This is a genomic window from Flavobacterium dankookense (assembly GCF_004362665.1).
In the GTDB taxonomy this organism is placed as follows: domain Bacteria; phylum Bacteroidota; class Bacteroidia; order Flavobacteriales; family Flavobacteriaceae; genus Flavobacterium; species Flavobacterium dankookense.
In genome coordinates this window covers 257542-270236 of record NZ_SNXR01000014.1, presented here as the reverse complement: position 1 = coordinate 270236, position 12695 = coordinate 257542, and the positions used below count along the sequence as shown (strand labels likewise).

Sequence of the window (12695 nt, the reverse complement as noted above, 5' to 3'; positions counted from 1 at the left end):
TTTTTCTAGGAGTTGATTAATTGTTTTCGTTTTCTTGGATTAACATATCAACTTCGAGTTTTAATTTCGGAAGATGGTTTGTTAGTATTGACCATATATTTTCGTCAGAAATATTGTCGTAAGCGTGAATTACTTGATTTCTTAATCCAATAATTGCTTTTGCATTGCTGATTCTTTGGCTAAACAGATTATCACGTGTGATGATTCTGTTTACGGCTTCACCAATAATTTCAAGATTTCTCTCGACAGCTCTTTTAAGCATTACGTTATTTCTGTATTTGAAAAAATCCTTTTCTTCATGTTGGAAAAAACTATCAATCTCGTCAATACATATTTTGATATCATAAAACCACTTAAGAATTCTTTCATCCATAAATAAGTTCTTTAGATTTATTGATTGAGTTAATTAATATTGGGTTTCTTAAAGTTTGTTCTTCAACTAAATCAACTTCACGTCCAAATAATTTCTCTAATCTTTCCTTGAAGTCCATGTAATTATCAAAATACTTTGACAACTCAATGGATTTAAATTTTACAAGAAAATCAATGTCACTTTTTTTTGTGAACTTAGTATTTGATGCCGAGCCAAATAGATACATTTTTTCCACGTTGTATATTGTACAAAGTGTTTTTAAGTCTTCTAAATTTTTGTCAACAATTCCCATAAAACAAAGTTAGTCAAAAAAAGTTCCGTTTTTTGCAGACATAGAAATAATTACCGAAAATGGTTTTTAGCTTTCAGATATTCCTTCGGCGTTGATTGTGAAGCCTTAGTGCTTAAAATATGCTATTGCAAGAAACCGCTGTTATGCGTTCGTAGTTTTTCAATAACCTTTCAGTTTGCCCTTTTTCAGAATCTTATTTTTCGAATAATATGTTACTTTCTTTTTTTTTAAGTAAACTTTTATAAAGTCAACATTTTCGATTAACTTGAATTTAAAACGTGGACCATAACTTAATTCAACATTAACATTTAAATCATTCAAATTCAATTCTGCTTTACCATTAAAGTCACTTTGAGTTTCAATAATTGGTATGGAATTTTTAACCATAATGTTTGTTCCCGGCAAAGGGTCGTTTTCTTCATAAAGTATTTCAAATGAAACTTTTTTAAAACTATTTTGGCAATAACAATTAAGTAACCCCAAAATGGATAAAACTAAAATCAAATATTTTGTTTTTCTGTTTTTCAATTACTTTTCTCTTTATAAAGCGGTTTCTTAAACTATGAAACATAACACTCAAATATACGAAACTATACCAAATAGCCAAATAATATACGTATAACGTATTGAAATAGTATTTTACAATAACCTCCAAAACCCATCAATCCAATCCCAAATCCAAAATAAAACTCAACTTAATAGCTAAATTATCTTCCAGTCGGCTAAGCTGATTTGGTCCGTAGCGATAAAAACCACTAAGCCCAAATCCTTTATAAATCTGGTTGAGTTCAATACCTGACTCGAAGTAACCTTCATTCAAAGTTTTGTAGTTGATGCCAATATGACGTTCAGGATTTTCTAAATTTCCCCAAGCCATGCGCGTTACCATGACCAATTGAGGTTTTACTTTTTTGAAAATTTCAACTCGTTTAAAGCCATGTTTTAATTGGAGAAAAGCAAATTCACTTGAGAAAAACTCATTAAAAAACATGGTTTCAAAACTGTTTTTACCCGCAATGGTTATACGTTGCAGAATGTTGTCTTTCGTCAAGTTGTTAGGCGAAGTGTTATATAAATGGGTAATCGGAATAGCGCCAAAAGCATAACCAATTTGTGCTAAAACTGTCGATTTTTGACCATTCAAATACCTTTTTTCATAGTCAATTTTAAAATCAATTTTACCAAAATCAAAGTCGTTTTCTAGAATATCGGGTATTGATTTTGTAAACTGAAACGTGAATTTAGGGAAGCGTTTTTCAATCTCTAACTTTCCATTTGGTGTTTGCATATAATCGCTAAACGGATTCCATTGCAGCGAAACCATGGCAGAAGTGATTTTAAAATCGTCGAAAATTTTTCCATTATAATCGAATTGGTATTCAAATAATGGCGTGATCTCACTATAGCTCAATTGCCAAATACTCTCGGTTTTTGGAATGATTTTCGTTTCAATATACGTTCGCCAGGTTTTATAATTATAAAATGTACTGATGTTAATTGGTCGCGGATCATACAATTTGAAAACACGTTTGTCAATAGCAAAAGTAGTACTCGCAATTTCTCGAATGTCATCAGTAAATGAAGCACCAATCCAAGTGTTGGAAAATTTGCCAATTCGAGAGCCAAATCCCAAATTGTATTTAAAGGTTTCGTCTTTTAATCCATAAGCAGTATAACCTTCAATGCGGTATTTTTTTGAAAACTGTTCGTTCGTAATACCGCCAATTCCAAAACGAAAACCTTCAAAATTGTTGTAACTCAAAAGATGTCTTAAATCAATATCAAAAAAACCAAAAGGCAAATAGCCATTGATTATTTTTCTGCCAAAACGAATTTTCTTTTCAATGTTGTTTTTAGCGGCAATACTATCGAGAACTTCGTATGTTTTTAGACTTCGCTGATCTAGGATTTCGGTTCTGTTTTTGTCCCAAAACGTCATTGGTTTATCACTAGCATTATCTTTTACATCAACGGAAATGAAGGATTTTTTGATTTTTATATCCGAATTAAATTCTATGTTATAAACTTCTGTTTCTGATGATAAATATGTAAAATCGGAACTTCTTTTTTGTTTGTTTTCATTGGTGTCAGAATTGGCTTCAAAGGCTATTCGTCCACCAAGAATTGAGGTGGCTTCTTTACTTTTTCCTTTAATAATTTTGAAGTTCTTCTTTGTTGGAAACCAAATATCATTTTCAGGATAATAACTAAATTCATGAATTCCAGTAATGTTTAAAACACCTCGAACTCGCATTACCGCTTTCGCAATGGCAAAATTTTGACTGTCGATATACAACAATCCTTCGAGACCTTTTCGTTTGATTTTATTTTTAAAATGAATTACAAAAACCTCTCGGTTGTTTATTGAAATGGTGTCGTTTATTTTGAATTTGTATTCCGACAATGAATTGGCTGCAATTGGACTTTTATATGTTGTTTCAAACAGTTCGTATTTTGAATCATAAATAGAAAATGATTGTAATTTAAATCCAAAAAACTCATAAATTGGTTCGTTAAATCCAGCCATTTTTGAACCGATAACAGTTTCTTTCAACGTTGGGTTAGAAAATTGAAATTGTGATACTTTTTCGGCTAAAAAAAGATGTTGTTTGTCTATAATTCGCTTGAACTTGTACTCGGTTGAATCAATTTTTTGAAAAGCTCTTCCTAGTGAAGTAGTAACAAATACGCTATCGATTTTCCCAACAATCGAATCGGGATTTGCACTAACAAGAAGTTTATTGTAGGTATTGAATTGAAAAGAGTTGAGCTTTTTTTGCGGGTTGTTTTTGTCTTTGTTGTCAATTGCCTTTTGAATGATTTTATTCGCTAAATTTTCATTTATAATAATCACATCTTGCAACAAATCAATTTTTGGCGAAAGCAAAACAACTTGAAATTTACTCGTATTGTCAATATTTATTTTCCTTTTTTCATAACCAATGTAAGTAACTTCAAATGATGAGACATTGGCGATAGAAGTAAAATTAAATTTTCCGTCAACATCTGAGATGGAAACAAATCCGTTGTCTAAAGTTATAGTGGCAAAGGAAAGTGGTTTTTTAGTCGAACTATCTTTTATAATTCCATTGAGTTGAATTTGTGCATTTAGCGAAGCACAAAACAAGAACAGCATGGTAATTAGACATTTCATTAAAAAGAATTTGCACAAAAATAGCAATAAAAAAATCCGTCTCGCTGAATTTCTTCTCAATGAGACGGATTTTAATATCGATTTAACATAGTTACACTTTCATGATTTCGGCTTCTTTCACTGCCAATAATTCTTCTACTTTTCTAATATAAGTGTCGGTCAATTTTTGAACATCATCTTCGGCAGTTTTACATACATCTTCTGAAGTTCCTTCTTTTTCTAGTTTTTTGATATCAGTATTAGCATCTTTTCTAGCATTTCTAATTCCAATTTTTGCATCTTCTGCTTCCGCTTTGGCTTGTTTTACTAAGTCGCGTCTTCTTTCTTCCGTTAATGGCGGAACACTGATGATGATATTGTCACCATTGTTCATTGGGTTGAAACCAAGATTAGCAATCATTATCGCTTTTTCAATGGGTTGCAACATGCTTTTTTCATACGGTTGAATTGTAATTGTTCTTGCATCAGGAATATTGATGTTTGAAACTTGTGAAAGTGGTGTTTGAGAACCATAATAATCAACAAAAACGCTACCAAGCATTTGTGGTGTTGCTTTTCCTGCACGAATATTTAAAAATTCTTTTTCTAAATGTGCAATAGAACCAATCATCGATTCTTTTGTACTGTCTAAAATAAATTCAATTTCTTCCATTTTATTTATAGTTTAAAAGTTTATTGGTTTATAATGTTTATTAGGCAAATAACCTCATAAACTTATAACCTGTTAACCTCTATATTTTTACTACTGTTCCAATGTTTTCACCATTGCAAATTTTTAATAAATTTCCTTTGGTATTCATGTCAAAAACTACAATTGGTAACTCATTTTCCTGACTTAATGTAAAAGCAGTGGAGTCCATTACGTTCAATCCTTTTTTGATAACATCTTCAAAAGTGATACTGTTGAATTTTACTGCGTTTGCATTTTTCTCGGGATCAGAATCATAGATTCCATCAACACGAGTTCCTTTTAAAATAACATCGGCATGAACTTCAACACCACGAAGAACTGCTGCAGTATCCGTGGTGAAATAAGGATTTCCAGTTCCAGCACCAAAAATTACAATTCTTCCTTTTTCTAAATGACGAACAGCTCTTCTTTTGATATAAGGTTCTGCTATGGCTTCGATTTTTAGAGCCGTTTGTAAGCGAGTCAACATTCCTTTTTCTTCCAAAGCACCTTGTAGTGCCATTCCGTTGATAACCGTAGCAAGCATTCCCATATAGTCACCTTGAACTCGGTCCATTCCGTTACTTGCTCCAGCAACTCCTCTGAAAATATTTCCACCACCAATAACTATGGCAATTTCAACACCTTTATCATGAATCGCTTTGATTTCATCGGCATATTCAGCAAGACGTTTTGGGTCAATTCCATATTGTCTTTCGCCCATCAAAGCTTCGCCACTTAGTTTTAGAAGAATTCTTTTGTATTTCATTGCGTTGTTTTTTTGTGATGCAAATATAAACATATTCTCTTTTTATGAAGTATTCGATAAAAAGAATGTTTGATAACATTTATCATAAAAACAAAAAAAAGCGTTTAGTACATTTGCACCACAAACAAACAGAAAGATGAATTCAATTATTACCCAAAGTTTAGCAAGAAGTTATACGTATCAAGAATACAGAAATCAAGTAGCAACGCTTTTAAAAGAAGGAAAATCAACAGGAAACGAACAATCGGAGGATTTAACGCATTACAGCGAGTTGAACGAAGTTCGAATGAACCGATTGGATAAAACAATGGTTGTTCCAGCAGAAAATATAAAACGTTTAGAAGAAATCAATTCCGAAATGATTTGGTTAGTAATTTCCGAAGGTTGGTGTGGTGATGCAGCGCAAATTCTTCCCATTATCAATAAAATGGCAGAACAATCAGAGAAAATAGATTTGAAAATTGTTTTCCGTGATGAAAACGAAGAACTAATGAATTTGTTTTTAACAAATCGAACCAAATCTATTCCTAAATTGATTGTTTTAGATAAAAATACCTTAGAGGTTTTGGGTGATTTTGGACCAAGACCAACAGAAGCAAAGCAATTGATTTTGGATTATAAAGCAACTCATGGTGTTGTTGACGAAACAGCAAAAACCGAATTACAAAAATGGTATTTGCACGATAAAGGATTGAGTACGCAGCGTGAGATTTTGAATTTGGTAAGTTAGACTTTTACTTTTCTAACTTGCCTGATTATTTTTGGAGAACGACTACCGTGAAAAGCTCTTAAAACCTCAATTCGCTGTGCTCTAATTCTATAAATAATTAAATAGGAACCAAGAATGATATTTCTATAGATTTTAGTTTTTGTTTCTAAATGACGACATTCGGGATGGATTAAATAATTTGTTTCTAAAAATTGCGTACAATTAATTTTAGCTCATCATAGAAAATAAGAGCGGCTCTTTCTCCAAAAGTAGTTTCGCCGTATTCAAAAATATCTTGAATGTCTTTTAAATAAAAAATAGAACGAATTACTTCTTTCTTTGCAATCTCCATTCGTTGAATTTTTTTTCAAATTCTTTTTCCGACATAAATTCTCCTTCTTCTGCCTCTTTTATTAAAGAAACAAACTCATCTTGTGACATTGGTTTGCCTGGAGTTGCCAAATTTTTAGTTTTTTTATTCGACGTTTTCATGAAATAACGAATTTGAAAGAATAGTAAAAGTAAGAAATAAATGAATTCAAAAACTAAATTACAACAAAGTTTTCTCAAACACATCAGGAGTAATTCCGTTTTCAACTGAATAATCGCCAATTTTTGTTCTGCGCAAAGCAGATAAATAACCACCAGAATGTAACGCTTTCCCAAAGTCAAAAGCCAGAGAACGAATGTACGTTCCTTTACTACATTGCACTCTAAAATCTACTTCAGGCAAAGCAATTCGGGTGATTTCAAATTGGTAAATGGTAGTTTTTCGGGATGCAATTTCAACTTCTTCGCCAGCGCGAGCATGCTCATACAATCGTTTCCCATCTTTTTTGATGGCAGAAAAAACAGGTGGTTTTTGGTCGATTTCGCCTAAAAACTGTTTCGTAGTTTCAAGTAGCAAGGCTTCGGTAATATGTTCGATTGGAAAAGTAGCGTCAACTTCAGTTTCCATATCATAGCTTGGTGTTGTGGCACCGAGTACAATGGTTCCAGTATATTCTTTGGCTTGCGCCTGAATTTCAGTTATTTTTTTAGTAAACTTTCCAGTGCAAATAATAAGTAAACCAGTTGCCAATGGATCTAAAGTACCAGCATGACCAATTTTGAATTTCTTAGGCAAATCGTATTTTCGTTTTAATACATACTTCAATTTGTTCACCGCTTGAAACGATGACCACGTTAAAGGCTTGTCAATTAAAAGGATTTGACCTTCAAGAAAATCTTCGGCAGTCATTAAATAATGGTTAGTTTCTGAACAAAAAAGTGGATTAACAGCACAGCAACTCCAGCAATGATTCGGTAATATCCAAAAACTTTAAAACCATTTTTAGATAAAAATCCAATAAACGATTTAATAGCAATCATCGCTACAATAAAACCAACGACATTGCCAATAATCAATAAATTAACTTGCTCGTCAGACAATACAAAACCAGCTTTGTAGTAGTCATAGCATTTCTTAACCGTTGCGCCAAGCATGGTTGGAACAGCTAAGAAAAATGAAAATTCAGCAGCTGTTGTTCTCGATAGTTTTTGCGACATTCCACCAACAATACTTGCACCGCTTCGCGAAACACCCGGAATCATTGCCAAACATTGGAACATTCCAATTTTGAAAGCAGTACCATAACTGATTTCTTTTACCACTTGGGTTTCTTCTTTTGGTGTAAACCAATCATCCACTTTCAGTAAAATTACACCACCAATAATTAATGAAATGGCAACGGTTATAGGATTTTCAAGCAGTCCATCAATAAAATCACTTAACAATAGACCTAAAACTACAGCAGGAATAAATCCAACCAAAAGTTTAAAGTAGAAATCCATCGTTTGAAAAAAGCGTTTGAAGTATAAAACCACAACCGATAAAATGGTTCCCAATTGAATTACAATCGTAAATAATTTGGTAAAATCATCTTGGGCAATTCCAAAAAATGAACTTGCAATAATCATATGTCCAGTCGAAGAAACAGGCAAAAATTCCGTAATTCCTTCAATAATTGCTAAAACAATAGCTTGAATGTAATCCATTGATTAGATAAGTTAGATGGTTAGATTTTTAGACTTCATAGATAGCTAGTTTTAAATTATCTAACAATCTAACGTAGTCTAAGTTTTCTAAAAAGACTATTTACTCTTCTTAAAAATAGAATAAATAGTAATCCCAAAACCAATAAGCACAACCGTTGGTGCCAATCGAATTCTTCTGAAGCTAAAAACATCTTCATTAAAAACTTTTGGATCATCGCTTCCGCCACCAGACATTAGTATAAAACCAATTCCAATAACAGCTATTCCAATCAAAAGGGTAGTATAATTTGCTTTTTCAAAAAGAAAATCAGGTTTGTGTTCGTTATTTTTCATAATGTATAAGTTGTCTATTATCTATCAGTCTATCATCTATTATCTAGTACAAATCGTCCGTTCTTAAATTCAAGAAACGTTGCGTAGCAAAATAAGTACTTATCCAAGGAATTAATGCGCCTAGTAATAAAACACCAAGCAAAACGCAACCAATCAATAGTTTATCCTTAAATATATCTAAAGCAGGAAAATTAACATCTACATATACCAACAGGCTAATCAATGCCACAACAGCCAGAACTGCTCCAATCATACCTAAAATGATGCTTTTTTTGATGAAAGGCTTTCTAATAAAGGATTTTGTAGCACCAACCAATTGCATCGTTTTGATGATAAATCGATTAGAAAAGATGGACAATCGCATCGAACTGTTAATCAATAAAACCGATATTACAGCAAAAACACAACTCACAATCAAAATCCACATACTGATTTGTTTCACATTATCATTAACCAAAGTCACTAATTGTTGATCGTAAATAACATCAGCAATCATCTCATTTTTACGCAAACGGGTTTCAATTTTCTTAAAACTATCATTAGTTACATAATCCGCTTTTACGTGAACATCAAAAGAGTTCTGCAACGGATTGACACCCAAAAACTGCATAAAGTCTTCGCCAATAACATCTTTGTGTTGCTTTGCCGCTTTTTCTTTGCTTACATACGTGTAATCTTTTGCAAAATTCGCAATTCGCAATTCATCGTCAAACGCTTTAATGATAGAGTCATTCGCCTCACTTTTTAAGAAAATAGTCATTACAATATCTTCCTTAAAGTTGTCCGAAATTCTCTTCGAGTTAATGACAAATAAACCCAAAGTTCCCAATAAAAAAAGCACTAAAAATACGCTCAATACAACCGAAAAATAAGAAGTGATTACTCTGCGTTTTTGAAACTTTTCAAATGATGATGACATACGTAATAATTTAAGCCGTAAAAATAATAAAGAATTTGTTTAATCAAATGTTTATCCTGTTTAAAGTTTTGAAATTACTACTTAAAACGTAAATTTGGCACCGATTAGTATAGACATTAACTCTCGATTAACTCACAAGGTAAAATCTGCCAGTTTATTTGGGTAAATTAGCACAAAAATAATAACGACGAATGAAGTATCATCACGAAAAAGTAGAAGAGAAGTGGCAACAATATTGGGCAAAAAATCAAACGTTTGCAGCATCAAATAACAGCGAAAAGCCAAAATATTATGTTTTGGATATGTTTCCTTATCCATCAGGTGCAGGTTTACACGTTGGTCATCCGCTAGGTTATATTGCTTCCGATATTGTAGCGCGTTACAAACGTCACAAAGGGTTCAATGTGCTGCATCCGCAAGGTTACGATTCGTTTGGTTTACCGGCAGAACAATATGCTATTCAAACTGGGCAACATCCAGAAAAAACTACTCGTGAAAACATTGCGCGTTATCGTGAACAATTAGATAAAATTGGTTTTTCATTCGATTGGAGTAGAGAAGTGCGCACGTCCAATCCCGATTATTACAAACATACACAATGGATTTTTATTCAATTGTTCAATTCATATTATTGTAAGCATTCAGACAAAGCACTTGATATCTCAGAATTAATCAAGGTTTTTGAAACGGAAGGAAATCAAATGGTTGATGCCGTTTGTGATGATAATGTTGCCATTTTTACAGCTGATCAATGGAATTCATTTTCATCAGAACAACAACAACAAATCCTTTTACAATACCGATTAACCTATTTAGCCGAAACCGAAGTCAATTGGTGTCCAGCTTTAGGAACCGTTTTAGCCAACGACGAAATCGTAAACGGCGTATCAGAACGTGGCGGACATCCAGTTATTCGTAAAAAAATGACACAATGGTCCATGCGAATTTCTGCTTACGCCGAAAGATTATTACAAGGTTTAGATACTATAGATTGGAGTGAATCGATAAAAGAATCACAAAGAAACTGGATTGGAAAATCAGTTGGTGCGAGTGTTGATTTCGTAATTCCTAATTCGGAATTCGTAATTTCTGTGTTTACAACGCGTCCTGATACCATCTTCGGAGTTACCTTCATGACTTTAGCTCCAGAACACGAATTGGTTTCGCAAATTACAACGCCAGAACAAAAAGCTGCGGTTGATGCTTATGTTGAAGCCACTGCAAAACGTTCTGAACGTGAAAGAATGGCCGATGTAAAAACCATTTCTGGAGTGTTCACTGGTGCGTTTGCCGAACATCCATTTACAAAAGAACCAATTCCGGTTTGGATTGGTGATTACGTTTTGGCAGGTTACGGAACAGGCGCAGTTATGGCAGTTCCATGTGGCGACGAACGTGATTATGCTTTCGCAAATTTTTTCAAAGGTCAGAACGGAATGCCTGAAATCAAAAATATTTTCAATCAAGATATTTCTGAAGCAGCTTATGGTGAAAAAGGCGGTTTCGAATTAGTAAATTCTGATTTCCTAAACGGATTGGGTTACAAAGACGGAACCAAAAAAGTAATTGAAGAGCTTGAAAAAATCAATCAAGGAAAAGGCAAAACCAATTACCGTTTGCGTGATGCGGTTTTTTCTCGTCAAAGATATTGGGGTGAACCATTTCCAGTGTATTATGTGAATGGATTGCCACAAATGATTGATGCCAAACATTTACCAATTGTATTACCAGAAGTAGAAAAATATTTGCCAACCGAAGACGGACAACCGCCATTAGGAAACGCAACCGATTGGGCTTGGGATAGTGTTCAGTGTTCAGTGGTAAGTAATCAGTTGATTGACGACATTACAGTTTTCCCTTTAGAATTAAATACGATGCCAGGTTGGGCAGGAAGTTCTTGGTATTGGATGCGATATATGGATGCGCACAATGAAAACGAATTTGCCTCACCCGACGCACTAAAATATTGGGAAAACGTAGATTTATACATTGGCGGAAGCGAACACGCAACCGGACATTTATTGTATTCTCGTTTTTGGAACAAATTTCTAAAAGACAGAGGTTACGCACCAACAGAAGAACCATTCAAAAAATTAATCAATCAAGGAATGATTTTGGGAGAAAGTGCTTTTGTGTTTATTGTTTTATTACGGTCAAAAACTACTTTGAGTAATTCTTTTTTAAGTAGTAAAAATTTAAATATTGAAAATTCAGAAAATTTTTTGGGAGCAGCTTTAGCGCCAAAATCTCTTGTAATAAGTGAAGAGATTTATAATGATATAAAATTAAATGGACATAATTATTTAGTTGATGAATGGATTAATGAGAAAGCTTCTAATCTAAATAATATTAAAATCTATTATTCCGCAGAAAACGTTATTAAAACAAGTGTTGATATTTCTTTATTAATTGGAAACTCTAATGTTATTGATAAAAATAAACTTAGGAGTTGGAGACCAGAGTATAATGGAATGCCTTTTTTAAATGAAGAGGAAGATTATATTACTAAAAGAGAAGTAGAAAAAATGTCAAAATCAAAATACAATGTGGTCAATCCCGATGATATTTGTAATGATTATGGTGCGGATACTTTACGCTTGTATGAAATGTTTTTAGGTCCATTGGAACAAGCAAAACCATGGAATACTGCCGGAATTACAGGAGTTTCTGGTTTCTTGAAAAAACTATGGCGTTTGTATTTTGATGATAATGGTTTGATTGTAACCAACGACGAACCAACAGCAGATATGTACAAATCATTACACAAAACCATCAAAAAAGTGACGGAAGATATCGAGAATTTCTCGTTCAACACATCGGTTTCACAGTTTATGATTTGTGTGAATGAATTATCGCAATTAAAATGCAATCACAGAGCCATTTTAGAACCATTAGCCATTTTAGTTTCGCCTTATGCGCCACATATTGCTGAAGAATTATGGTCGCAGTTAGGTCATCAAGGTTCAATTTCAACCGTAGCTTTTCCAATCTATGAAGAAAAGTATTTAGTAGAAAGCGAAAAAGAATACCCAGTTTCCTTCAACGGAAAAATGCGTTTTACTATCAAATTGCCTTTGGATTTAACCGTTCCTCAAATCCAAGAAATTGTTCTTGCAGACGAACGTACCATCAAACAATTGGATGGTAGAACGCCAAACAAGATTATTATCGTACCTGGAAAAGTAATTAATCTAGTAGGTTAATTCTAAAAAAAATATACCTTTTATACAAACAACCCTATTTTTTACAGGGTTGTTTTGTTTTTATATCGATTATTTTAACTTTTAACCCTAAAAATTTCATAATTTGAAATAAAATGACAACTTTTGAGGAAATTTAAATCCTTGAATTATGAAATCGCCACTGCCAACAAGTTTGTGTAAACAAACCCCAATAAATAAAAAGGCGATAACATATATGACCACTAACAAATAAATTT

Annotated in this window: 14 protein-coding genes; 2 read left to right on the top strand and 12 right to left on the bottom strand. The window is 33.0% G+C overall.

Annotation, left to right across the window (positions count from 1 at the left end):
• Nucleotides 1-16: 16 nt before the first annotated feature.
• The 6 genes from BC748_RS09660 to pyrH all read right to left on the bottom strand — a co-directional run bounded on the left by BC748_RS09660 (nt 17) and on the right by pyrH (nt 5258).
• Entirely contained in the window at nt 17-373 is a 357-nt protein-coding gene (locus BC748_RS09660; protein ID WP_133533284.1) for a HepT-like ribonuclease domain-containing protein, read from the bottom strand.
• Complete coding sequence (locus BC748_RS09655; protein WP_133533283.1) at nt 366-665, bottom strand: nucleotidyltransferase family protein; 300 nt, start codon at nt 663-665, stop codon at nt 366-368. The genes BC748_RS09660 and BC748_RS09655 overlap by 8 nt, the downstream gene beginning before the upstream one ends.
• A gap of 159 nt (nt 666-824) precedes the next feature.
• Entirely contained in the window at nt 825-1169 is a 345-nt protein-coding gene (locus BC748_RS09650; protein ID WP_133533282.1) for a hypothetical protein, read from the bottom strand.
• Nucleotides 1170-1326: 157 nt separating this feature from the next.
• Nucleotides 1327-3819, bottom strand: coding sequence for a DUF5686 family protein (locus BC748_RS09645; protein ID WP_133533281.1), 2493 nt, complete (start codon nt 3817-3819; stop codon nt 1327-1329).
• Nucleotides 3820-3910: 91 nt separating this feature from the next.
• On the bottom strand, nt 3911-4471 hold the full coding sequence (gene frr / locus BC748_RS09640; protein ID WP_133533280.1) for a ribosome recycling factor: 561 nt from the start codon (nt 4469-4471) through the stop codon (nt 3911-3913).
• Between the two features lie 79 nt (nt 4472-4550).
• The gene (gene pyrH / locus BC748_RS09635; RefSeq protein ID WP_133533279.1) at nt 4551-5258 is read right to left on the bottom strand and encodes a UMP kinase; all 708 of its coding nucleotides are present in this window, start codon (nt 5256-5258) and stop codon (nt 4551-4553) included.
• Nucleotides 5259-5394: 136 nt separating this feature from the next.
• On the opposite strand from pyrH, the gene BC748_RS09630 reads away from it, so the two are divergent.
• Nucleotides 5395-5988 carry a thioredoxin family protein gene (locus tag BC748_RS09630; protein WP_133533278.1) on the top strand — a complete coding sequence of 198 codons (594 nt, stop codon included), beginning with the start codon at nt 5395-5397 and terminating at the stop codon, nt 5986-5988.
• Here the strand turns inward: BC748_RS09630 and BC748_RS14385 are convergent.
• From BC748_RS14385 to BC748_RS09605, 6 genes are all read right to left on the bottom strand, one after another.
• Entirely contained in the window at nt 5985-6194 is a 210-nt protein-coding gene (locus BC748_RS14385; protein WP_133533399.1) for a type II toxin-antitoxin system RelE/ParE family toxin, read from the bottom strand. The two genes, BC748_RS09630 and BC748_RS14385, sit on opposite strands and share 4 nt — an antisense overlap.
• A gap of 100 nt (nt 6195-6294) precedes the next feature.
• Nucleotides 6295-6459 carry a hypothetical protein gene (locus BC748_RS14195; RefSeq protein ID WP_162846442.1) on the bottom strand — a complete coding sequence of 55 codons (165 nt, stop codon included), beginning with the start codon at nt 6457-6459 and terminating at the stop codon, nt 6295-6297.
• 58 nt (nt 6460-6517) lie between these two features.
• Nucleotides 6518-7207, bottom strand: a complete 690-nt coding sequence (gene truB / locus BC748_RS09620) for a tRNA pseudouridine(55) synthase TruB (RefSeq protein ID WP_133533277.1) — start codon at nt 7205-7207, stop codon at nt 6518-6520.
• Nucleotides 7207-8004, bottom strand: coding sequence for an undecaprenyl-diphosphate phosphatase (locus BC748_RS09615; RefSeq protein WP_133533276.1), 798 nt, complete (start codon nt 8002-8004; stop codon nt 7207-7209). Before BC748_RS09615 ends, truB begins: the two co-directional genes overlap by 1 nt.
• A 96-nt stretch (nt 8005-8100) precedes the next feature.
• Entirely contained in the window at nt 8101-8337 is a 237-nt protein-coding gene (locus BC748_RS09610) for a DUF3098 domain-containing protein (protein ID WP_133533275.1), read from the bottom strand.
• Nucleotides 8338-8380: 43 nt separating this feature from the next.
• On the bottom strand, nt 8381-9256 hold the full coding sequence (locus tag BC748_RS09605; RefSeq protein ID WP_133533274.1) for a cell division protein FtsX: 876 nt from the start codon (nt 9254-9256) through the stop codon (nt 8381-8383).
• Between the two features lie 191 nt (nt 9257-9447).
• On the opposite strand from BC748_RS09605, the gene BC748_RS09600 reads away from it, so the two are divergent.
• A complete protein-coding gene (locus BC748_RS09600; protein WP_133533273.1) occupies nt 9448-12459 on the top strand; it encodes a leucine--tRNA ligase in 3012 nt (1003 codons plus the stop codon).
• The last annotated feature ends 236 nt before the right edge of the window (nt 12460-12695 follow it).

Coding starts and splice junctions, on each gene's coding strand:
- BC748_RS09600 (WP_133533273.1), top strand. CDS start 9,448: ATGAAGTATCATCACGAAAAAGTAGAAGAGAAGTGGCAACAATATTGG.
- BC748_RS09610 (WP_133533275.1), bottom strand. CDS start 8,337: ATGAAAAATAACGAACACAAACCTGATTTTCTTTTTGAAAAAGCAAAT.
- BC748_RS14195 (WP_162846442.1), bottom strand. CDS start 6,459: ATGAAAACGTCGAATAAAAAAACTAAAAATTTGGCAACTCCAGGCAAA.
- truB (WP_133533277.1), bottom strand. CDS start 7,207: ATGACTGCCGAAGATTTTCTTGAAGGTCAAATCCTTTTAATTGACAAG.
- pyrH (WP_133533279.1), bottom strand. CDS start 5,258: ATGAAATACAAAAGAATTCTTCTAAAACTAAGTGGCGAAGCTTTGATG.
- BC748_RS09605 (WP_133533274.1), bottom strand. CDS start 9,256: ATGTCATCATCATTTGAAAAGTTTCAAAAACGCAGAGTAATCACTTCT.
- frr (WP_133533280.1), bottom strand. CDS start 4,471: ATGGAAGAAATTGAATTTATTTTAGACAGTACAAAAGAATCGATGATT.
- BC748_RS09660 (WP_133533284.1), bottom strand. CDS start 373: ATGGATGAAAGAATTCTTAAGTGGTTTTATGATATCAAAATATGTATT.
- BC748_RS09630 (WP_133533278.1), top strand. CDS start 5,395: ATGAATTCAATTATTACCCAAAGTTTAGCAAGAAGTTATACGTATCAA.
- BC748_RS09645 (WP_133533281.1), bottom strand. CDS start 3,819: ATGAAATGTCTAATTACCATGCTGTTCTTGTTTTGTGCTTCGCTAAAT.
- BC748_RS09655 (WP_133533283.1), bottom strand. CDS start 665: ATGGGAATTGTTGACAAAAATTTAGAAGACTTAAAAACACTTTGTACA.
- BC748_RS09615 (WP_133533276.1), bottom strand. CDS start 8,004: ATGGATTACATTCAAGCTATTGTTTTAGCAATTATTGAAGGAATTACG.